Source organism: Cellvibrio sp. QJXJ (genome assembly GCF_024452345.1).
In the GTDB taxonomy this organism is placed as follows: Bacteria; Pseudomonadota; Gammaproteobacteria; order Pseudomonadales; family Cellvibrionaceae; genus Cellvibrio.
Genome location: NZ_CP101662.1, coordinates 2,169,131 through 2,189,620 on the forward strand (window position 1 = coordinate 2,169,131; position 20,490 = coordinate 2,189,620).

A 20,490-nucleotide genomic window follows, 5' to 3' on the forward strand; every position below is an offset into this window, starting at 1 on the left:
AAGTCATTTCACTGGATGGGAGTTCACTATGCGCGCGCTCACGTATCACGGCAGCAATGATGTCCGGGTAGACAATATGCCCGATCCAATTATTCAAGAAAGCGACGATATTATTTTGAGAGTCACTGCCACGGCCATTTGCGGTTCTGACTTACACCTTTATCGCGGAAAAATTCCCGAGACTAAAGATGGCGATATTTTTGGTCACGAATTTATGGGCGTTGTGGAGGAAGTGGGCAGCGGGGTGACGGCGGTTGCCAAGGGCGATCGTGTAGTGGTGCCGTTTGTGATTGCCTGTGGCAGTTGCTTTTTTTGTGCAATGAATTTGCAAGCTGCGTGCGAAACTACTAACACAGGGCGCGGTGCAATTCTCAACAAAAAACAAATTCCTGCCGGTGCCGCGCTGTTTGGTTTTAGTCATTTATACGGTGGAATTCCCGGCGGTCAGGCGGAATTTGTTCGCGTGCCAAAAGCCAACGTCGGGCCCTTCAAAATTCCCGACAGCATTGACGATGAACGTGTCCTTTTCCTCTCGGATATTCTCCCCACCGGGTATCAAGCCGTGCTCAATGCCGGCATTGGCCACGGCAGTAGTCTGGTCATTCATGGTGCAGGGCCAGTAGGGCTTATGTCCGCCGCCTGTGCTCGCCTGCTCGGCGCGCAACAAATATTTATGGTGGACCATCATCAATACCGCTTGGATTTTGCGGTGCAACATTATGGTGTTATCCCCATTAATTTTGATGAGATAGATGACCCGGCCGCGGCGATTATTGAACAGACCGCCGGTTATCGCGGAGTCGACGCCGCCATTGACGCTGTGGGTTTTGAAGCGAAAGGCAGCACGCTGGAAACAGCACTCACCGCATTAAAAATGGAAGGCAGTAGTGGTGCCGCCCTGCGCCAATGTATAGCCGCCGTAAGGCGCGGCGGCACCATTAGCGTACCGGGTGTATACGCCGGTTTTATTCACGGCTTTATGTTTGGCGACGTATTTGAAAAAGGGCTAAGTTTTAAAACGGGGCAGACTCATGTGCAATCTTATTTGCCGACGCTGATTGAATATATTCTGCAAGGTGATTTGCGCCCGGAAATTATTATTTCCCACCGGCTAAGCCTTGAGCAAGCCGCCGAGGGATATCGAATATTTGATAAAAAAGAAGATGCATGCAGGAAAATAATTTTACGACCTTAAAACAATTTTTTAATCAGGAAATTTTTATTGGTAATAAATAACTCCCTGATTTTTATCACTGTATGTTAGTTGCAGCACCGAGATAGCGTCACCAATCACCTATAAATACTCAAGGCTCGCACTGGAGCCATCCCCCAAACCAAGATCCGGAGATTGATATGGCAACCGCACAAAAGAAACCCGTTAGCACCGATAAATCACCCAAGGCCCAAGAAGCTACTGCACTGTTAAAAGCGGATCACAAAGCAGTGGATTTGTTGTTTCAGCAATATGAAACGGCTCGTTCATCCACCAAAAAGAAAGCACTGGTTTCACAAATCTGTACCGAATTAACTGTACATGCACAAATTGAAGAAGAAATTTTTTACCCTCCAGTGCAGGCTGAACTCAAAGATAAAGAATTAATTCCAGAAGCCATTGTTGAACATGCAACACTGAAAGATCTGATCGCGCAAATTGAAGACAGCAACCCGGAAGATGCGCTATACGATGCAAAAGTCAAAGTACTTTCTGAATACGTAAAACACCACGTCAAAGAAGAACAGAACGAACTATTTCCCAAAGTAAAAGCCAGCAAACTAGATTTGTACGCACTTGGCGAGCAATTGGCGCAACGCAAAGAAGAGTTAATGGCAAAGCCATAGATGTTATTGCCGGGCGCCGTACACTGGTGCCCGGCATTTAAAACCCGGTTGCCCCCTCCATATTATTGCTCACATGCAATTACTGTAGATCCCTACTACAGACCCACTCCATTACAGAAATTAACCCCAAACGCCTTGCGCAACACTTGTCATATAATATAGTTTATTTTGCTATTAAATCGCCCCCGTAGAAATATGAGGTTGCGCATTTATATATGCCAAGGATTTTACTAATAAATATTTTTTGCTGATTCATAAAAACCAAACACGCCCATTGTTCTGTGCAACAACAACCGACGAAGCTCAAGAGCTAATAAATAATCACCAGATTATGCGCAGAACTCCGCGATGAACTTTGCTGACGACTGAATAATTGCAGCCGCCGTGAAGTTTTACATAATGAAATGCTGTATGGAGATAACACAATGCAACGGCAATTAAAGGTATTTTTACGGTCAATGGTTTTTGGATTCATTTGCCTGAACAGCGCAGCAATTTTTGCGCAAGATGGAAAAATGTACCCCATCGATGTACCCAATGAACCGGGCGCAATTCCACTGAATACCGGTGGGGTGGAGAATCAGCCCGCGCAGGAATCCTGGTTTCGCCAGTGGGGTGACCCTATGGCGCGAAACATTACCAAAGCAACACTCACACCGTTTTTGGCTGACCCGAAAAAAGCCAATGGCACCAGTGTAATTGTGGCGCCCGGTGGTGGTTTTATGTGGCTTTCCATGAAAAATGAAGGCTGGGAAGTGGCTGAGGCTTTGGCAGCGCGCGGCATTAATGCGTTTGTACTTAAATATCGCCTGCAGCCCACCGCAGATTCACTGGAAGCATTTGAAAATCAAATGAACCAACGTTTTGCCGACGCCGCAAAACCGGCGGATGATAAAAAAGCCCCCGCACGGCCGCAGTGGGATTTAAGTAATCAATTAGCCGATGTGGAAGCCGCTTACGCCTTAATTAACAGCCGCGCGAAAGAATGGAATGTGGATATGAAAAAAATCGGCATGATGGGTTTTTCTGCCGGCGCCGGTTTAACCATGGCAACCACCTTGCAATCCAAAAAAGTTAAGCTGGCATTTATCGTACCGATTTATGGCGGCATGAATGCGGTTGAGGTACCTAAAAATGCACCACCTATGTTTGTTGCTATCGCGGTGGATGACTTTTTATTTCACGGTGAGACCGGATTAATTAAATCCTGGTACGACGCAAAAATTCCCGTGGAATTTCACTTGTATCAAAACGGCGGTCACGGCTTCGGTTTAGGCAACCCGGATCGCACCAGTAACAAATGGTTTGAATCCTTTATGTATTGGCTGGAAGTGAATGGTTTTGTTAAACCTTAATTAACGACTACGAGTAAAGTCCGCCGTTATTTTGGTGGACTTTTTATGGTTTTCTTGGGAATTAACTCTCCACTATCGATGCAATATTTAATACCTGCTGCAACGGCAACCAAAGCGATGATTATTATCGCAATAGCTCCCCAGTCGCGATCAATTAACGGCTGAATAAAAATCCCACCCCAAGTATTTCTAAATAACAATACTAACCCCGACATGCCCAACAAAAACGCACTAAAAAATTTTATAAATAAAGTTGTATTTCTTTTCACCGCAACCTCCATGACCAACCGCTAAACGTGCCCACAATAACATTTTGAGATACTATGCATCCAACAACTAAAAGTCATTAAACCTCAGCTCAAGGGGACGCTATGAGTGATTCATATTTACCACCCAAAGTTTGGGTTAACAATACCAACGGCAATAATCAGTGGGCCAGTATCAACCGCCCTGACGCCGGAGCAAGATTCGACCGAGAATTACCCGTAGGCAAGCATCCTTTTCAACTTTACTCGCTCGCCACGCCTAACGGCCAAAAAGTTACCATTCTGTTTGAGGAGCTACTTGCCCTGGGAATTAGCGAAGCGGAATACGATGCTTTTCTGATAGATATTGGTGAGTCAGATCAATTTTCGTCCGGTTTTGTTCGCGTCAACCCAAACTCCAAAATCCCCGCACTGCTTGATAAGTCTGGCGAGAAAGCAATAAATGTATTTGAGTCGGCATCCATTCTTGTTCACCTCGCCGAAAAATTTGGACAGTTTCTTCCTCCAGCGGGAGCAGCACGAACCCAGACATTTAATTGGCTATTTTGGGTGCAAGGCGCAGCCCCACTGTTAGGCGGCGGGTTTGGTCATTTCTATACTTATGCCGATGAAAAACAAGAATATCCCATCAACCGTTTTGCGATGGAAGTGAAACGCCAGTTAGATGTACTGGACAAACAACTTGCGCAAAATACTTTTGTTGCTGGAGACGAATACACCATAGCGGATATGGCAATTTGGCCTTGGTACGGCAATTTAGTCTTAGGTCATTTGTATGATGCCGCTGAGTTTCTCCAAGTAGAAACCTACACCAATGTCGCACGCTGGGCCAAAATGATTGAACGCCGCGACGCGGTACAACGTGGACGTATCGTGAATCGCTCTTGGGGTGAAACATGGGAGCAAGTTCCCGAACGTCATTCAGCAGAAGATATTGATAAAGTGTTAAAGCTGCGTCCGTAATTTTTTGGGGAGTAAGCGCACCAATTAATGGTGCGCTAGCCTAAAACACCTAACTGTTTAAAGCGCAAACAATACAAACACATCACCGCAGTAAATAGCGCCATGACAATTGGCATAAACCATAACTGCCCCATTGCTTCACGACCTTCAGAAAGGACAAGGACGTACAATATATAAATCAGGGTGCCAACTAACGAGACCAAAAATAAGTTGCCCGCTAAACCATAGCGAAGCAGTAATCCAACGGAACCCAATAATCCACCCCACACTGAAAGCGACCACCCAATAACCGCCCAGATTGGAACAGTTAAGAAATAGTTAATTTGAGATTCCGTCATACCAGAGGCTTTATAGTATGTTTCACCTTGACTTACACTCATGATGTAGTCGAAACCAGCAGCTAAACTGTACAAAAGGAAAACCCCTCCCAACAGGAATGCATGCCAAGGTAAACCCAACTCTTTATTCTTAACAAAACCATCCATATTTCACCTCAAATATTTGAAGAGCAGTTAAATCCCACCTAGCTTAGACACAGCACTTGCGCCTCTGGATTCAGATAAGACAAAAAAAATCCCAACTCATAAAAAAAACCAGCGCCGCTTTCACGATGCTGGTTTTTGTTACTACAAAAAAATGATTACACAGATACGTTAATAACACGCTCTCCATGCATCTTTTTGGATGCGCGAATTAGTGAAGCTGTATTTACGATCTTTACCGCCGTATAACAGGGTGCACGCGGCGGGTAATTTTTCGCGGGTGTTGGCGCTGCTACCCGTGAGGTAATAGTAGCTGCCGCTGGTAGGAAGAGTGATGCCGGTGGCGTAGACGAAGGTTTTTTCTTTTTTCAATTTCATCGGCACATTGCTGCCCGTTGCAACATTGGGCAGTGCGCCAGAAATATAGGCCGCTGTATTTGGTGTGGCATTGGTCATATCCACTTCAAATACACCGACTTCCGGTTGGCTGCAGCTATTCCAGCGCGCGCGAATTAATGGCGTGCCGTGACTAATGCTGTAGGCGCGGTCGGTATTCCACATGAGCGCACATTCAGTGGGGACTTGTTCACGTGCAGCCCAGTTGTTGCCATTTAGAAAGTAGTACGCGCCAGTTGAGCCAGCGGGCAGCGTGGCGTAGTGATAATAAATACGCCCGTCGGTGGTGCTCATGGGCACTACTTTCCAATTGGGTGTGCCGGTAAAGGAGCCGGTGATGTACACACCATTAGCAGTGTTGACGCCGGTCATATCCACTACAAACATGACCTCGGGGTTGGCGATAGCCGCACAACTGCCCCACTTTGCCGCGTAGGTCACATCGCCATTGGCGATAAAACCGCGATCCACTCCCCACCAGGGCGCACATTCGGCGGGCACGGTTTCGCGCGCACTCCAGCTGTTGGCGTTGAGGAAGTAGTAAGCACCCTCGGCACCCGGCGCTACTTCGGCGGTGTGGGTGTAAATGTTGTTGCCTTCCAACGTCATGGGCACCAGCGCCCAGTTGCCCGCACCGCTAAAGCTGCCGGTCACGTACACACCTTGGCTCACATCCACGCCGGTCATATCCACTTTTAACGTAAGTTTGGCAGTTGGCTCCGGCGCTACTGTCGGGTAGTCCTGCGCCAAAAATTCCACCCCGCCGGGGATCATCAACTCGCCGTTAAAGTCGAAAAAGGTTTGGTTTTCCCAGTGCGACCCATGACCCCATTGGGTATAGGCATTGCTGCTAATCCACAGCGGCTCCCAGTAGATCACCCCTAGCCCGCCGTTTTGCGCCACGGCGGTGGTCAGGTCGATCAGGTAATCCTTTTGCACTTGCGGGCTGGGCGCCGGGTAGCCGGGAGCCGAGTCATTAATAATGTTGCCTGCCGGATCTATTCCCTCGGTAGTCCAGGGGTGACTCACTTCCACGATCATCACATCTTTTTGGAAATCCTGTTTCAACTGCGCGATCAATGCTGCCGTTTGATTGATGGAGTAACCGTGCCAGTGGTAGTAATAAGACATACCGATAATGTCGTAACCAGTCAGCCCGGCGTTGCGCACGCCAGCAAAAAAACCATAAACATGAGCGGGATTGGCAATATGGATAATGGTTTTCGGTGTTAAGGAACCCAGCGCGCCAGCATCTTTTACCGCACGAATGCCTTCGTTCATCAGCGCCGCCTGCCGCGCATAGTTCACGGGCGATAAGGGTTCACCCGGGCCAATTGCCATGTTGTTATTGGTCTCATTACCGATTTGCACCAGCTCCGGCATCAGGCCCTCGGCATCCAGATCGCGCAGGGTTTGGAAGGTGTAGTTGTAGAGCAGCGCTTTGAGCTGATCGAGAGTGGTTGCTGAATCCCACGCAAACGGCCGGCGCTGGTGACTGGGGTCGGCCCAATTGTCGGAGTAATGGAAATCCAATAGCACTTGCATGCCATTAGCTTTAGCACGGGCGATGGAGCGCTTGGCATCGGCATAGTTGGAGTAAGTGTTTACGTTGCCGGCAAAATCCAGCCAGTTGGGGTTATGCCACAAGCGAATGCGCACTAGGTTCGCGCCGTAGTCATACATAATCGCGTAGGGATCTTGCGTCACCCCGTTTACTTTAAAAACGGCGCCGTTGTCTTCCACTTGATTGACGTAAGAGAGATCCACCCCCTTGTAAAACGTATTACTGAGCGCTGCCTGACTAAACAGCAGGGTCAATAACATACATAGCCAGCCGACGGATGTTGGGTTGAGTTGTGTTGGTAAGCGCATGATTCACCTTCATTATTGTTAGTTGATATCACTGTTGATGGTGGGTACGGCCGAAAACTAAGCCCAGTAGACCTAGGACCAAGAGCATCAATGAGGAGGATTCCGGCACCTTGCTGGTACTACCACCGATGGTTGCCAACACATTGTCAATGGCCACATCGCCCTCCACGTAATCACCCACAATAGAAAAACCTTTCAGACCATTACTGCTGCTAAAACTGAGGGTTTGATAGCTAGCGGGATTAAAAAATGCATCGTCAAACGCGGTAATAAGCGAGGAGAAAATCAAGTGGTCAGCCATATCAAACGCTACAAACCAATAACCCTCAGTCCAGGTCGCGAGGTCGATGGAGAAGTGAGAAATGCCACTGCCAAAACCAGCGTCAAACACAATGTCCGCATTGCCAGTATTGTCGCCATCGGAGATCCACAAGCCATCCAACGGCATACCGCGATAGCTGGTGTCATTGATAAAGTAATTGCTGAGGTTGGAATTAAGCCCGAGCCAGTTGCTCTCCCAGGCCGGTAAATCTGCATTGAAATCTTCGCTGTACATCACCGGGCCAGCGGTAGCAAAACCGGAACTCAACAGCAGCGACAAGATTAGGGGGGATCTTTTTTTCATCATCTATTCCTTATTTATATTTATGGTTGAACTGCATGAACGAACTGCCAGCATCAAAAGCTGAAGTACCAGCAGACGCTGCATCATACAATATCATAATTATATTATTAATAGGCTTTTGTAGATTTTTTGATCAGCCAGGAGAGGTCTAATCACCCGGTGCAGGGCAAAAAAAAGAGAAGGGGCGCAAGGCCACTTCTCTTTTTTTGGGGGGGATCAGTAAAACCGCATAAATAAAATACCCGAGCCAACCTCGGGTGTTTTAAAACTGCAAAGGAAAAGCAATAGCTCGGCCGATTTCAGTGGCGGGCAATATTCCAATACAGATTATTTGCGTAACAACATAAATGGGAACGCACCATTTAAATACAGGGTGGATAGCGTTGAACGCAAGGCGATCTATAACCATCGGCGTAAGCAAAAAAGCATAGGTCGCCACTAGCGTTAAAATCGTGCCCTCAACGGGAATAAATGGCAAAAAAGCAACGCGAGTTACAGAAGCGGACACCATACTCAACGAGGCCATCAGCATAAAACGCTTATGAAGTTGTAGTTGCTTCCTAAAAAAAATACCCAGGATATAAAAAATAAAAAAGCTGAATAGCGTGTGCAAAATACCCCACACAAAACTCGCCCTTGAGTATACATGCCCACCCGTCCAGTTGGGATCATAGGCAGCCATAACCCCTATTAGCATTTCAACGCCACTGATAATTAAAAAAACAAACAGAGCCACACTCATGTAGCCAAGTTTTTTGTGCGCAGAAAAATTGCCCAACGAAACAAGATTAGATTGAGCAGCAAATAGAATGTACCAGCCCAAATACAAAATGGAATGCACTATAAATGTGGCCGAAACAATTTCAGGAGTGTTATAAACCTTCACATAGTAAGGAAGGATCGAAATAAAAATCACGCCCAGCAACACAATGGAAAATTTTCCATAAATAGGCCGATTCGAAAACCTTACCGTTTTGACAGATGAAATCTGATTAGCTGGCGTCGATATATTTGTGTGATCCATAATTATTTCCCTTTATTTGAACACAAACACTATCACCAGACACATTTTGACTCTATAACAAAGCCGTAAAAACAAATGCGTGCAGATTACAAACAAAAACCCGAGCAAGGCTCAGGTTTTTGTGGGGTGGGTTTTGTGAAGTACAGTTGCATGGATATGGAAATAGAAGCAGCTGAGCTTTGTGTAACGGTCAAATTCTAAAGATAGTTCTTGATGTAGGTTGGGCGGTAATGCCCAACATTTTTTGATATTGAATATTATTATTGGGCATGGCTGCCTAACCTACGTACTACGTGCTACCTATTAGAATTATTCGCTTCATCGCCATAGCACTGCATATTTGCACCTTCCGATTTTATATTGGTGTTGTAGGTTTCATTCTCTTTAGCCTCGAAACAATACAACTCCCTCTTATCTCCCCACCCTATAATTTGATAGGCAGCTTCATGCTCCGGTGGTAACGGCCTTAACTTTGCCACCATGTTTTTAATATTGCCTTTCTTTAACGCGTGAATACCAAGCCATACATGAAATCTGCGTGCTTTGAGTTCACCGGATACAACTTTTTTTACGCGAGCGTCAAAGAGATAAAATGTCGCCCAGGTTCCGCAGTTTTGTTCCTCACTCCCATTATCAAAACAAAGAGTGGATGCGACCTCACCTGTGTCCCTTACAAACTTGAGATCAACTACGGCAATGATTTCTTCAGCGCTAGCTGCGAAAGAGTAAAGTAGAACAATAATAAAAATAATTCGATTCATGATTTTGCTCTCACAATCTATTAAACAGCTACCACCGGATATTCTTTCTAATGCAGTTTGCGGCGACTTACTACAAGCACTGAATTAAAGACCACTCCAGCAAAATCCACAAACGTAAATCGCAGGCAAAAAAAAGCGGCTACCGAAGTAGCCGCAAGGGAAAGGGCATTGCAATTGTTTCAAGCGGGGCTTAGAGCTTCCAAGTGAAATCGATCAGGTAGCTGCGGCCGTAGTCGTCGTAACGTTTCAGGTTGGCAGACTCGTTGTTTTGGGTTAAACGCAGCGGCTCGTTGGTCAGGTTGAAAACCTGGAAGCGTACGTTGTAGTTCTCGTTAATTTCGTAAGCGAGGCTGAAGCCAACACCTAATTCCGCATCAAGTGTGGTCAGGTCGTAACTGTCCCAAGTAAAGGCGCTGGTGTAGGCGGAGTGATATTTCCAGCCCAAGCGTGCGTCGATACCGTAGTTGCTGTACCACAAGTCCAAGGTTGCCGTGTCTCTTGCCAAACCTGCCATGGGCAGTGGGTTGTTGGACGGTGCGAACTCTTCAATGTTGGATTCCGCAAACGCGTAGTTGGAGTAAACACCAAAACCTTCTACCGGCAGGAATTCAAACGGCATTTGGAAGGTCACTTCCGCACCGCGCACGTAACCGCCGTTGCCATTTACTGGGCCATAGATGTCAAAGTCCACACCGTTTTCATTTTGGAAAGTACCCACTACCGCGTTGCCGATGTAGTTGTCGATGTCTTTGTAGTACAGACTCAATGCCGCCAATGATTCGGGAGCAAAGTACCACTCGTAAGATACGTCAACCTGATCAGAGGTAAAGGGATCCAACGTTGGATTACCTGCACCACCGGATGAACCATTTTCAATAGCGCTGATGTACTGGCCTGCGCGCAACTCATCCAGTGGTGGACGGGAAATCGCTTGGGCGACACCAATACGCAGTTTGCGGGTATCGTCCAGATCCAGGTTCAAGTTGGCGCTTGGCAATGCTTTGGAATAATCATTTTCAATGTATTCGCCGTTCAATGCGTAACTCTTGGTATTGATTTCAACTTGACGCACACCGATGTTGGCGTTGTAGTCCAAGCCGCCCAGTTGGCCTTCAAAATCCAACTTCACGTAGGCCGCATCGTTGCGCTCGTCTACTTTCCAGTAGCGATCTGCATTAACGTCCGCCGAATCATAATCAACGCCACCAAAAATCACGTCTGCGGTTTTGGCGTAAGACGGTGCATTCAGGAAGGGAATAGTGTCGAAAGCGCCAAGGGTGTAAGAGCTGAGGAAACCTTCAGGGAATACCACTGGTATACCGTTATCGTCACTGTCATTGGATACACCATCGTTGTTGGTGTCACGCCCCATTTCAAAATCAGTCCAGATAACTTCTTTCTCGCGGTCTGCTGTGCGCGCACCAAAACTGATTGAACGCAGGTGACCGGCATCCAAATCGCGTTTGATATCAAACTGCGCACTTTGCAATTCGTCTTCCAGGGTTGAACCTTCGTTGACATTGCCAATCCAGTTGTAGGAAGCATTTTCTGGGGTTAACAACGGCGAGCCAGCAGGTGCTGAAATTGACGGTGTACCGCGAGTATCAAAGCTCCAGGTTTCGGCGTATTGATCCAGATAAATCGCATTCCAGTAGTTTTTACGCTCAGCGGTAGAGTGGGAGAAATCCACATCGATCTGCCAGTTGTCAAAACCAGTGTGGCTGAACTTCAAGCCTTGGGTGACACCACTGTTTTCCTGTTGGTAGGCGGCAATCACGTGACGCATAGTGCCTTCCCAACCATTAAACGTACCGGCTACCGCGCGATTACCCTGCATTACTACGTTGCTCATCGGGTTATCTACCGCGCCATCGCCGTTTGCATCGCCCAGGCCCCAACCTTCACCGGAAGGTGGTGTGCCAATGTCTTGCGCCCAGGTTTGGTTTTGCTGCTCATCCATCGCAAATTCGGTGTAGAGCACATCGTATTTCACGTTGAGCGCGTCGGTGGCCTGCCACTCAAAGGTACTCATGATGCCTTCGCGGTCGGTGTCGAGTTTTTTCACCTCACCGGCAACACCCCAGGGGGTAGTACCAATGGTGCCGTTGCCATCCAGGTCCAGCGCGCTATCGCTATAACCCCAGCCTTGCATTGAGCCATAGGCATTCTTTTGGGTTTGGGTGGAAGCGCCAATCGCAACAGCAAAGGTGTCGCTGAATTGGTGTACAAAAGCGGCGCTCATGCGATTGCCCAGCGGATCGTAATCCGGAACGTCTTCGCCGCTTTCATTGTGCTGCAAACCTACGCGCACGGTGGCTGTAGGGCCGGTGTGCGACAAAGGCGAAATAGTTTTCAGGTTGATGGTGCCGGCGATGCCGCCTTCCACCAGATCTGCTGACTGGGTTTTGTAAACTTCCGCAGCAGATACCAACTCGGAGGGGTATTGCTCGTAGCGAATAGCACGGCCCGGCTCGGGGCTGGCCACTTCGCGACCATTTACGGTGCCTAATACCATGCGTGGGCCAAGGCCACGAATCGCGGCCTGACTTTCATTGCCGCGGTCGCGTGAACCGTTAATACCGGGCAGGCGTACCAATGCTTCGGCGATAGTGACCGCTGGCGTCGCATTAATATCGTCCATTGCCAGGGCTTCCATCACCTTGGTGCTTTGTTGCTTTACCGCGATCGCTTTTTCCAAGGATGCACGCATGCCGGTTACAACAACTTCTTCAACAGCGCCGGCTTCTTGTGCCTGAACGCAGCTAATGCTGCCGAGCAGCCCCAGCGCAAACAGCAAGCTGGCTTTGGATATTTGGGTTTCGGGAGTTTTGTATTTCATTGCTAAAGCCTCGCGTTCGTCTCGATTGTTTTATTATTAAATATGACGCATATATCATATTTATACGTCAATATGATGTAATCGCCGCCATGTGTCAAGAGTGAAGCCGGGAAGGGAATTAAAAACAATGCTCGCTATTGGCCAGAAAAGGCCTAGGCTTAAAGAGCGGTACTCAGATCCACCAACCGGAGAGAAGCATCATGAGTAAAAGTCAGGATAAACGTAAAGAAAGCAAAAAGCCCGCGACCAAAACCGCCAAAGAGAAACATCAGGCCAAAAAGTTGAAGCAGGCTGAACAGGCGCATCGCGAGTTTTAACACCCGGCAATAAAAGCCCTAGGGCTGAACGAAGTCATAAAAGAGGTAGGGGCGCGGTCTATTCACTCAGGAATAGCATGCGCCCTTTTTGTTTTTAGGAAGCAGTAAGCTAGGAAACAATAAGCCAAGAAGTAATACACCAGAAAGTAATACACCAGAAAGTAATACACCAGAAATCAATAAATCAGGGCGCAAAAAAGCGGCGGGGATTATTTGATGTTCCAAAACACCAAACTTGGAAAATGACGCGCCAGTTGCCACTTGGCAAATAGTATTAGCAACGAGGAATGTTTACTGCGGGTTAAAAACCGCATGGTGGCACTGCGCGGGAACTGCGCTTTATTCAGCGGCTCGCCTTGTGCATCCACGGGAGACCACTGCTGCTTGAGCAATTGGCGCTGTTGCTCCAATTGTCGCCGCAACACAATACACTGCTGCATTTGCCGCTGCCGTTTGCTGGTGGTGACGCTATCTGGCTCATTCATAGCTGACTCCGGATCAACGCGACATCCGCTGCTATTTCAGCGCGAGTTCCTGCAAAAGCATTGGCGCCCTGGGCAGAAAAATGTTTGCAGCGCAGATAACACATGGTGGCTCCTGCTGCATAAAACACAATCACACCAGCGATGGTTTGCAAACGGTAGGCGGTGGGCCAACCTAATGTAATGACCAAAAGCCCGATACAAAAAAGGCAGCAAGTAAAAAAAACCAGCCCCAGCACACTGAAGACCAGCATTTGCTGTAAGCGATTTTTTTCCTGCTGCCATTCAATACCCGCGAGCCGCCCATGCAGTTCCATCTGCACAAGCACTATTGCCGCTGAAGCGCGCAAACGCTGGATAATTTCCAAAATTCTACTCCCGGGTTTGACGCTCAAGAATTAACAAGTAACAACCACTAATTAATTGCGACGCGCCAACAAATAACCCAACAACAAACCAACCGCTGCACTGGCACCAATGGCATTCCATGGCTGCTCATGAACATAGGTATTAGTAGTTTCCGCTGTTTTACGAGCGCGATTCATCACCGTTTCGCCCATTTCTGTCGCTGCATCTTTCGCGGCAGTGATGCGTTGATTCACTTTGTCTTTGGCGCGCTGTAAATCTTCACCGGTGAGATTGGTGGTTGCTTTGATCAAGTCTTCTATATCTGCAACAAAACTTTGAAATTCGTGCGCAATACCACTAGAGCCTTCTGCTTTTTGTGCTGGAGCCGCATGTGTATCAACTGCTTTACTGTTTCCTGACGAAGATCCAATACCAGATGGATTTTGCATAAATAATTCCTGCTACATAAAGAGTATAAAGAGAAAGGTAAGTTTAAAGGCTGTTCCCGTGTACCGATTTCAATCCAGTAGGCGCTATAACCTGTATTCATAGTATCCAGCCCCCCTCCCCAAGTCTGTTCGCTAACGCACTGATACTTTGTTACCTCAATGCTAACTTGCTCATCACAGCAGTTATCGCGAATTACAAAAAAACATCAACGCAGTAAACCCGTAATTTTTCCCGCTAGGGATTTTGGAGCAACACCATGAACAAGCCACTACAAAAATTATTTATTCCCTCTATCGCACTGTTGGCGTCTATGACTATCAGCAGTTTTATCATGGCGGCGACCCCGGAGCAGGAAATCACTAACGCACGACAAGAAAGTCAAATTTGGACAACCTATGCACTCAGCCCTTATTTACGCGCTAACGATATAAAAGTATCGGTAGTGGATGGCAAAGCAACGCTCACAGGCACAGTGGAAGAAGATGTAAATAAAGATTTGGCAACCGCCATCGCCATGGGTGTCAACGGCATAAAAGATGTAGACAATAAAATTGATGTGCGCGCGGATTACCAGCCCACCAAAAGTGAACGCCGCTATGGCGATCAAATGGATGACCTGGCAATTTCCAGCACTATTAAATCCAAACTGTTGTGGAGCAAATACACCAACAGTCAATCCATTAAGGTGAATACGCTGGACGGTAAGGTGACGCTGGAAGGCAATGCCGAAACTGAAGAAGCGAAAAAACTCGCTGGCCGTTTAGCCAAAGATACACGCGGTGTGCGCGCGGTAGAAAACAAATTAGTTATCAATAAAACACCCGGCATAACCGGCATGGCAAAAGCATCCACTAAAGAAGTAGGCGATGTTATTTCTGACAGCTGGATCACCACCAAAGTGAAATCCACCCTGCTCTATTCAAGCAATGTAAAAGGCTCGGATATTGAAGTCACTACTAATGCTGGCGTAGTAACGCTGAGCGGAAAATTGGATACCGGTGTGGAGCGCGCTCTGGCAGTTGAATTAGCCGAAAACGTGCGTGGCGTTAAAAGTGTACAAGCAAAAACATTAACCAATTAAACCCCATTTTATTCACCCAAAGGTAAGCTTATGACAACTTCAACAGTCACCCAAAAAATGGCGAGCTGGTTAAAACCAGGCACCTCATTTATCGCATTGCTCGCAGGTTTTTTATTCTTAACTGCCTGCGCCTCCACCCCACCCCCCACCAAAGAAATCAGCGCTGCTGAACAATCCATGATCGATGCTGAACAAGCGCGGGTTGCACAATATGCACTGCCAGAGCTGCAAGAAGCGCGCAGCAAATTAGCGGCTGCACGCACTGCCGTTTTAAATGAAGAGATGGAAGAGGCAAAACGTTTGGCGGTGGAAGCCAGTGCCGGCATTAAATTCGCAACAGCCAAAGCAGAGTTAGCCAAGGCAGAAGCCGTTAATGCTGACATGCAAAAAAATATTCGTGTTCTTAAAGAAGAAATGCAACGCACCAGTGGAGAACAACAATGAAATTATCAACGTCGATGAACTTAAAAGCGCAAACCAAACGCGGTCTGCATTTATCCAAACCACTGATCATGGCGCTGGGCAGTGCACTTATTCTGGCCGCCTGTGCAAATTCTCCTAAAAGCCCGAGCGGTGCAGTTGCTGCACGCGAGCGTTTGGTGCAATTACAAAATGATCCCGCTCTGGCGAGCCGGGTGTCGGTTGCGATTCGTGAAGCAGATGATGCAGTGACTGCCGCCGAAGTACCGATGAAAGACAAAGTGAAATCCGATCACCTGGTATTTGTTGCCACACGTGAAGTGGATGTCGCCTGGGCGCAAGCCAAGACCCGTCAACTGGAAGACCAGCGTGCCGGCCTGAGCGAACGCCGCGACAGTGAACGTTTGGAATCGCGCACCCGCGAAGCAGATCGCGCTCTTGATGCAGCAGAACAAGCGCGCGCCGATGCAGAAGCCGCACGCGATGATAGCGACGCACTGCGCCGCGAAATTGCCGAGCTAAATGCAAAAGAAACCGAGCGTGGTTTGGTGGTTACCTTGGGCGATATGTTATTTGAAACCGGCAATTCGCAATTAAAAGGCAATGCTTTTGCAAACCTGAGCAAGCTGTCCAGTTTTCTCAATAAATACCCTGAGCGCACGCTGATTATTGAAGGCCACACCGATAGCGTGGGCAGCGAATCCAGCAACCAGTCGCTGTCACAGCGCCGCGCCGATTCCGTACAACAGTATTTGTTGCAACAGGGCGTTGCCTCTAACCGTCTGACAGCGGTTGGCCAGGGAGAAAATTCTCCGGTAGCCAGCAATGATTCAACATCCGGGCGCGCACTGAATCGCCGCGTGGAAGTGATTATTGCCAACCCGTAAACCAACACTCCATCACTTTTTTGTTGAGTAACCGTCATGACCTTAGGAACAATTATATTAATTATTGTGGTGTTAATGCTTATTGGCGCCATACCGAGTTGGCCGCACAGCCGCTCCTGGGGTTATGGCCCCAGTGGCGGCTTGGGGCTGGTATTAATTATTCTACTAATTCTGGTCCTCATGGGCCGGATATAAAAAAACAGCGCCGTGGTGTGACAACCACGGCGCTGTTTTACTGTGTCGCTCTTCATTTAACCCAAGCGTATTCACTGGAGCCAAACATGTTTCGTCAAAGTTTATTTAACCGCTACCCTCGCAGCATTCTGGTAATAACCATTATTGTGCTGATGGCGGTTATCACTATCGGTTTGCTTGCACTGGATAAGGGTTATTCCTTGTAACGCGGCCGACAAATTATCGACCGCGCTTAATTTCCTTATTGTTTAATTCCCTTATTGTTTAATTCCCTTATTGCTTAATGCGCAGCAAATCACTAATGCGATCCACACCGTCCACATCCCGCGTAACTTTCACGACTAAATCGTGCTCCGCACGGGTTTCTACTTCACCGGACAATTGAACTACACCATTGGTCGCCATAACTGCAATCACAAATTCGCTCAACGCTTCTTCATCCGCAATTGCCTGCTCCACTTTTTTTGCCAGCTGCATATCAAACGCTTTTTGCCCCTCATCCAGACTGGATTGATTGGCATCAGCAACTGACTGTTGCGAATCAACAACGCCTTCCGATTTTTCACAGCCGCTAAAACTAATAATGAGCAGAGAACTTAGCAGGCCCATAAACACATAGGATTGATAGGATTCTTTCATAATATAAACCTCGCGTTAACACCTCCAGAATTGAAGGTGCCCTTTAACAAAGACGGTTATTCGTAGCTGCGTTGCGCCTTATCAAATGGCTTGGTGCGATAATAGGTGTGAATGTCGTTCGACCAACTATTATCTGCCATATCCGGCCAATCGGATTTATCAAAACCCGGCGCATCTTTCAGCCGATCTTTAGTGACATCCAAAATAAAACGTTTATGTTCGGTATCGAGTTTTAACGCCGTCCAAGGCACAGCAAATAATTTTTCACCCATGCCCAGGAAAGAACCAAATGATAAAACGGCATAACATACCTTGCCGCTACTCATATCCAACATAATTTCCTTAATATCGCCGATGTCTTCATCCTGGCAGTTATAGACATCATTGCCGACCAATGTTTCCGCGCCCATCAAACTGGGTCCAGGGCCATTGCCGTTACCGGTTTTATACATGCCATAGGTATCGCGACTTTCGTAATTCATAATAAGTTCCTTGTAAAAAAGGGATTAAATTCCCAGTAGCAGACACACAGCAAAACTTAAAAAAAATCGCGCCATACTGTGTGATGAGCACTGATAATCGGCTTAATTTTTTTTAGCGTCTGTACGCAACCCCCCTTATAGATTTGATTAATACGCGCTACTGCAACCGTTAATCGCCCTTTGTGCCGTAGCGCACGGACGCCGGTCTGGCTGACGAACACACTGGCGAGACACTGCCCCGTGCGAGTGCAACTATTTATTTTTATGTTGCAGGATTAATCGATGAATCACCTTTCTAACAAGCTAAACCCTATTGATCTGCAGATGAGTGGGAATCGTTTAATCGATGGTTTATCACTGGCGGTACGCACCCGTTTGCTACAACACTGCAAAACCGTAGAGCTCACCTTTGGCGATATTCTCTGCGAACCGCAGGAGCTGCTGCGCTATGCTTTTTTTCCGCTGACTGGATTCATTTCACTGTTGACTCTGGTGGAAGATCACCAGCCATTGGAAATTTGCTTAATCGGCAATGAAGGCATGATGGGCGCAACCCTCTCCCTGAGCGTGAGTGCCGCACCTATGCGCGCATTAGTGCAAGGCACTGGCCACGCTTTGCGCATCACCGCCGCACAGTTGCGCAGGGAGCTCAATAATTCACCGGAATTAATGGCGCAATTACATCGCTATGTGTATGTAGTACTGGAGCAATTGGCAAAAACCGCCGCGTGTATTCATTTTCATGAAGTGGCGCAGCGATTGGCACGCTGGCTCTTAATGACTCACGACCGCACTCACAGCGACCAGCTGCATTTAACCCAGGAATTTCTGGCCGATATGTTAGGCGTAAGGCGCAGCAGTATTACTGTTGCCGCAGGCATACTGCAAAATGACCAATTGATTAATTACAATCGCGGCGAAATTATTATTGTGGATCGAAAGGGATTGGAAAAAGTTGCCTGTGAATGTTACCAAACACTGAAACGCGATTATGAACTGGTATTTGCCTGAGGCCGCGGCGCTGAATCCGTGGCGGCAATAAGTGGTGTATTTACACCACTGCTATAAAACTGGTAATTATTGCGCCCGCACATTTTTGCGCGATACATAGCGCTATCGGCGCGCTGGAATAGCGCATCTACATTACTGCCGTCATTAGGGTAGAGGCTAATACCAATACTCAGGGTGACCGCAATAGGCTGCTCGTGAATCTGTTGTGGTGCAGCAAAGGCTGCAATCATTTTATCGGCGACATGCGCGGCATCTTCACTGTGTTCAATTTCAGTTAGCAAGACTACAAACTCATCACCACCCTGGCGGCATACCGTATCGGTAACACGCACAACGGATTCCAATCGCCGCGCAATAATTTGTAACAACCTGTCACCCACGGCGTGGCCGCGCGAATCGTTAATATTTTTAAAATTATCAATATCAATAAATAACAAACCGATTTTTTTCTGTTTGCGTTTTGCCAACCCAAGTGCGCGCGTGAGGCGCTCGGTAAGCAGGGTGCGATTGGCCAAACCGGTGAGCACATCGTGCTGCGCCATGTGCAGAATTTTTTTAGCCATGGCCCGTGCATCACTGACATCGTGAAATACAATGACCGCACCGCTAATAGCACCGAGGCGATTGCGAATGGGCGCGATGGAGTCTTCAATGGGAATTTCCGCACCATCGCGCCGCACCAATAAACAATTGCTCGGCAGTTTGATGGTTTTATTCGCTTTTAATGCGCGCCGCACCGGGTTGGGCGGTGGTTGGCGGGAGTCGGCATCTATCACTTTAAACACGTCTTCCAGTGGCAAACCCAATGCCTCTTTCAACGACCAGCCGGTCATGGTTTCTGCAGTGCGATTGAGGTAACTGATTTTACCGGCAAGGTTAGTGGTGAGCACCGCATCGCCAATCGAATTCAACGTTACTTGCGCGCGCTCTTGCTGATCAAACAACGCATCTTCCGATACGCGCAAAATAGTTTCTATGGCTTTGCGATCACTGATATCTTCAACAATTTGCACATAGCCCTGCGCTTTTTTATTTGCTTTGCTATTAATTGCTGCGGCATTTAAGCGGGTCCACACCATGGTATTGTCGCTGCGCACAAACCGTACTTCTGCCAAAAATGGCTCACGCTTATTCACGGCGGCGTGCCACTCCTTCACCGCTTGTTGACGGTCATCCGGGTGAATAGCTTCTGTCCAATTAGTGCCAAGGGTTTCGTCGAGTGTCTGCCCGGAAATTGTGTGATAGGCCGCGTTGGTGTAAATGCAATCGCCTTGCGCATCGGATAGAAAAATGCCCAGTGGCGATGCATCACTCATTACCTGAAAACGCTCTTCGCTGTCGTTCAGTGCGCTGCGCGATTCTTTGCGCTCTAAAATATAATTCAGCGCGCGCGGCAACCAGTGCGCATCTATATGCCCCTTGGCAAAATAATCATGGGCGCCGCGCTCCATAGCGGCACGCCTCAATTCGTCATCACTCGCTGAGCTCAATACCAAAATCAACGCATCGGGTGCGGCGGCAATTACTTTATCGAATGCGCCCAACCCTTTTCCGTCGGGCAAGGCAAGATCCAGCAGCACCACTTCAATTGGATTGTTAACAAGGTATTCCAACGCTTCCGCCAGTGACTTTACCCACTCCACGACAAATGCAGCACTGTCGTCATGCAGCGCATCCTTTATCACCTTGGCATCGGCAGGATCGCTTTCTATTAACAATAAATGGGTCACAGAACTCTTCATGAGAAAACATCACC

At 47.8% G+C, this 20,490-nt stretch carries 22 protein-coding genes; 9 read left to right on the forward strand and 13 right to left on the reverse strand.

Translation table 11 applies throughout. The features are described from left to right. Positions 1-28: 28 nt before the first annotated feature. The 3 genes from NNX04_RS09450 (at position 29) to NNX04_RS09460 (ending at position 3,194) form a co-directional block, all read left to right on the forward strand. Complete coding sequence (locus tag NNX04_RS09450; protein WP_151058906.1) at positions 29-1,195, forward strand: zinc-dependent alcohol dehydrogenase; 1,167 nt, start codon at positions 29-31, stop codon at positions 1,193-1,195. Between the two features lie 158 nt (positions 1,196-1,353). Beyond that, entirely contained in the window at positions 1,354-1,839 is a 486-nt protein-coding gene (locus tag NNX04_RS09455) for a hemerythrin domain-containing protein (RefSeq protein WP_261948254.1), read from the forward strand. Between the two features lie 425 nt (positions 1,840-2,264). Continuing rightward, positions 2,265-3,194, forward strand: coding sequence for an alpha/beta hydrolase (locus NNX04_RS09460; protein WP_261948255.1), 930 nt, complete (start codon positions 2,265-2,267; stop codon positions 3,192-3,194). A gap of 26 nt (positions 3,195-3,220) precedes the next feature. On the opposite strand, the gene NNX04_RS09465 is transcribed toward NNX04_RS09460, so the two are convergent. Next, positions 3,221-3,463, reverse strand: coding sequence for a hypothetical protein (locus NNX04_RS09465; RefSeq protein WP_040392375.1), 243 nt, complete (start codon positions 3,461-3,463; stop codon positions 3,221-3,223). Positions 3,464-3,565: 102 nt separating this feature from the next. Here NNX04_RS09465 and yghU point away from each other — a divergent pair, with 102 nt between their 5' ends. After that, positions 3,566-4,423 (forward strand): glutathione-dependent disulfide-bond oxidoreductase, encoded by an 858-nt coding sequence (gene yghU / locus NNX04_RS09470; protein WP_261948256.1) that lies wholly within the window; start codon positions 3,566-3,568, stop codon positions 4,421-4,423. A 35-nt stretch (positions 4,424-4,458) separates the two neighbouring features. Here yghU and NNX04_RS09475 read toward each other — a convergent pair whose 3' ends face one another. The 9 genes from NNX04_RS09475 to NNX04_RS09515 form a co-directional block, all read right to left on the reverse strand. After that, positions 4,459-4,908: a hypothetical protein gene (locus NNX04_RS09475; protein ID WP_261948257.1), complete on the reverse strand. Its 450-nt coding sequence runs from the start codon at positions 4,906-4,908 to the stop codon at positions 4,459-4,461. Positions 4,909-5,076: 168 nt separating this feature from the next. Next, positions 5,077-7,173, reverse strand: a complete 2,097-nt coding sequence (locus tag NNX04_RS09480) for a glycoside hydrolase family 53 protein (RefSeq protein WP_261948258.1) — start codon at positions 7,171-7,173, stop codon at positions 5,077-5,079. Positions 7,174-7,201: 28 nt separating this feature from the next. Next, positions 7,202-7,801, reverse strand: a complete 600-nt coding sequence (locus NNX04_RS09485; protein ID WP_261948259.1) for a hypothetical protein — start codon at positions 7,799-7,801, stop codon at positions 7,202-7,204. A gap of 259 nt (positions 7,802-8,060) precedes the next feature. Continuing rightward, entirely contained in the window at positions 8,061-8,822 is a 762-nt protein-coding gene (locus tag NNX04_RS09490) for a hypothetical protein (protein ID WP_261948260.1), read from the reverse strand. 296 nt (positions 8,823-9,118) lie between these two features. After that, positions 9,119-9,583 (reverse strand): hypothetical protein, encoded by a 465-nt coding sequence (locus tag NNX04_RS09495; RefSeq protein WP_261948261.1) that lies wholly within the window; start codon positions 9,581-9,583, stop codon positions 9,119-9,121. A 190-nt stretch (positions 9,584-9,773) separates the two neighbouring features. Then, entirely contained in the window at positions 9,774-12,422 is a 2,649-nt protein-coding gene (locus NNX04_RS09500) for a TonB-dependent receptor (RefSeq protein ID WP_261948262.1), read from the reverse strand. Between the two features lie 526 nt (positions 12,423-12,948). Continuing rightward, on the reverse strand, positions 12,949-13,224 hold the full coding sequence (locus NNX04_RS09505) for a hypothetical protein (protein WP_151058934.1): 276 nt from the start codon (positions 13,222-13,224) through the stop codon (positions 12,949-12,951). Then, positions 13,221-13,589: a phage holin family protein gene (locus NNX04_RS09510; RefSeq protein ID WP_151058936.1), complete on the reverse strand. Its 369-nt coding sequence runs from the start codon at positions 13,587-13,589 to the stop codon at positions 13,221-13,223. Before NNX04_RS09510 ends, NNX04_RS09505 begins: the two co-directional genes overlap by 4 nt. A 51-nt stretch (positions 13,590-13,640) precedes the next feature. Then, a complete protein-coding gene (locus tag NNX04_RS09515) occupies positions 13,641-14,018 on the reverse strand; it encodes a DUF883 family protein (RefSeq protein ID WP_007643524.1) in 378 nt (125 codons plus the stop codon). A gap of 257 nt (positions 14,019-14,275) precedes the next feature. Here NNX04_RS09515 and NNX04_RS09520 point away from each other — a divergent pair, with 257 nt between their 5' ends. The 4 genes from NNX04_RS09520 (at position 14,276) to NNX04_RS09535 (ending at position 16,602) form a co-directional block, all read left to right on the forward strand. After that, a complete protein-coding gene (locus NNX04_RS09520; RefSeq protein WP_261948263.1) occupies positions 14,276-15,100 on the forward strand; it encodes a BON domain-containing protein in 825 nt (274 codons plus the stop codon). Between the two features lie 30 nt (positions 15,101-15,130). Beyond that, positions 15,131-15,544, forward strand: a complete 414-nt coding sequence (locus tag NNX04_RS09525; protein ID WP_261948264.1) for a DUF4398 domain-containing protein — start codon at positions 15,131-15,133, stop codon at positions 15,542-15,544. Beyond that, on the forward strand, positions 15,541-16,407 hold the full coding sequence (locus NNX04_RS09530) for an OmpA family protein (RefSeq protein ID WP_198284794.1): 867 nt from the start codon (positions 15,541-15,543) through the stop codon (positions 16,405-16,407). The genes NNX04_RS09525 and NNX04_RS09530 overlap by 4 nt, the downstream gene beginning before the upstream one ends. A gap of 75 nt (positions 16,408-16,482) precedes the next feature. Further along, entirely contained in the window at positions 16,483-16,602 is a 120-nt protein-coding gene (locus tag NNX04_RS09535) for a DUF3309 family protein (protein WP_441303068.1), read from the forward strand. Between the two features lie 273 nt (positions 16,603-16,875). On the opposite strand, the gene NNX04_RS09540 is transcribed toward NNX04_RS09535, so the two are convergent. Then, positions 16,876-17,241, reverse strand: a complete 366-nt coding sequence (locus tag NNX04_RS09540) for a BON domain-containing protein (RefSeq protein WP_261948265.1) — start codon at positions 17,239-17,241, stop codon at positions 16,876-16,878. A gap of 56 nt (positions 17,242-17,297) precedes the next feature. Beyond that, complete coding sequence (locus tag NNX04_RS09545; RefSeq protein ID WP_007643536.1) at positions 17,298-17,723, reverse strand: PRC-barrel domain-containing protein; 426 nt, start codon at positions 17,721-17,723, stop codon at positions 17,298-17,300. Between the two features lie 282 nt (positions 17,724-18,005). On the opposite strand from NNX04_RS09545, the gene NNX04_RS09550 reads away from it, so the two are divergent. Further along, positions 18,006-18,734, forward strand: a complete 729-nt coding sequence (locus NNX04_RS09550) for a Crp/Fnr family transcriptional regulator (protein ID WP_007643538.1) — start codon at positions 18,006-18,008, stop codon at positions 18,732-18,734. Here the strand turns inward: NNX04_RS09550 and NNX04_RS09555 are convergent. Next, positions 18,713-20,476 carry a GGDEF domain-containing response regulator gene (locus NNX04_RS09555; protein WP_261948266.1) on the reverse strand — a complete coding sequence of 588 codons (1,764 nt, stop codon included), beginning with the start codon at positions 20,474-20,476 and terminating at the stop codon, positions 18,713-18,715. The genes NNX04_RS09550 and NNX04_RS09555 overlap by 22 nt on opposite strands. Positions 20,477-20,490 lie beyond the last annotated feature (14 nt).

What these genes read in the sequence shown, in the direction of transcription:
- NNX04_RS09480 (WP_261948258.1), bottom strand. Translation starts at nt 7,173, where the DNA reads ATGCGCTTACCAACACAACTCAACCCAACATCCGTCGGCTGGCTATGT.
- NNX04_RS09525 (WP_261948264.1), top strand. Translation starts at nt 15,131, where the DNA reads ATGACAACTTCAACAGTCACCCAAAAAATGGCGAGCTGGTTAAAACCA.
- NNX04_RS09545 (WP_007643536.1), bottom strand. Translation starts at nt 17,723, where the DNA reads ATGAATTACGAAAGTCGCGATACCTATGGCATGTATAAAACCGGTAAC.
- NNX04_RS09555 (WP_261948266.1), bottom strand. Translation starts at nt 20,476, where the DNA reads ATGAAGAGTTCTGTGACCCATTTATTGTTAATAGAAAGCGATCCTGCC.
- NNX04_RS09495 (WP_261948261.1), bottom strand. Translation starts at nt 9,583, where the DNA reads ATGAATCGAATTATTTTTATTATTGTTCTACTTTACTCTTTCGCAGCT.
- NNX04_RS09505 (WP_151058934.1), bottom strand. Translation starts at nt 13,224, where the DNA reads ATGAATGAGCCAGATAGCGTCACCACCAGCAAACGGCAGCGGCAAATG.
- NNX04_RS09450 (WP_151058906.1), top strand. Translation starts at nt 29, where the DNA reads ATGCGCGCGCTCACGTATCACGGCAGCAATGATGTCCGGGTAGACAAT.
- NNX04_RS09460 (WP_261948255.1), top strand. Translation starts at nt 2,265, where the DNA reads ATGCAACGGCAATTAAAGGTATTTTTACGGTCAATGGTTTTTGGATTC.
- NNX04_RS09490 (WP_261948260.1), bottom strand. Translation starts at nt 8,822, where the DNA reads ATGGATCACACAAATATATCGACGCCAGCTAATCAGATTTCATCTGTC.
- NNX04_RS09500 (WP_261948262.1), bottom strand. Translation starts at nt 12,422, where the DNA reads ATGAAATACAAAACTCCCGAAACCCAAATATCCAAAGCCAGCTTGCTG.
- NNX04_RS09455 (WP_261948254.1), top strand. Translation starts at nt 1,354, where the DNA reads ATGGCAACCGCACAAAAGAAACCCGTTAGCACCGATAAATCACCCAAG.
- NNX04_RS09520 (WP_261948263.1), top strand. Translation starts at nt 14,276, where the DNA reads ATGAACAAGCCACTACAAAAATTATTTATTCCCTCTATCGCACTGTTG.
- NNX04_RS09530 (WP_198284794.1), top strand. Translation starts at nt 15,541, where the DNA reads ATGAAATTATCAACGTCGATGAACTTAAAAGCGCAAACCAAACGCGGT.
- NNX04_RS09485 (WP_261948259.1), bottom strand. Translation starts at nt 7,801, where the DNA reads ATGATGAAAAAAAGATCCCCCCTAATCTTGTCGCTGCTGTTGAGTTCC.
- NNX04_RS09475 (WP_261948257.1), bottom strand. Translation starts at nt 4,908, where the DNA reads ATGGATGGTTTTGTTAAGAATAAAGAGTTGGGTTTACCTTGGCATGCA.
- NNX04_RS09535 (WP_441303068.1), top strand. Translation starts at nt 16,483, where the DNA reads ATGCTTATTGGCGCCATACCGAGTTGGCCGCACAGCCGCTCCTGGGGT.
- yghU (WP_261948256.1), top strand. Translation starts at nt 3,566, where the DNA reads ATGAGTGATTCATATTTACCACCCAAAGTTTGGGTTAACAATACCAAC.
- NNX04_RS09540 (WP_261948265.1), bottom strand. Translation starts at nt 17,241, where the DNA reads ATGAAAGAATCCTATCAATCCTATGTGTTTATGGGCCTGCTAAGTTCT.
- NNX04_RS09515 (WP_007643524.1), bottom strand. Translation starts at nt 14,018, where the DNA reads ATGCAAAATCCATCTGGTATTGGATCTTCGTCAGGAAACAGTAAAGCA.
- NNX04_RS09550 (WP_007643538.1), top strand. Translation starts at nt 18,006, where the DNA reads ATGAATCACCTTTCTAACAAGCTAAACCCTATTGATCTGCAGATGAGT.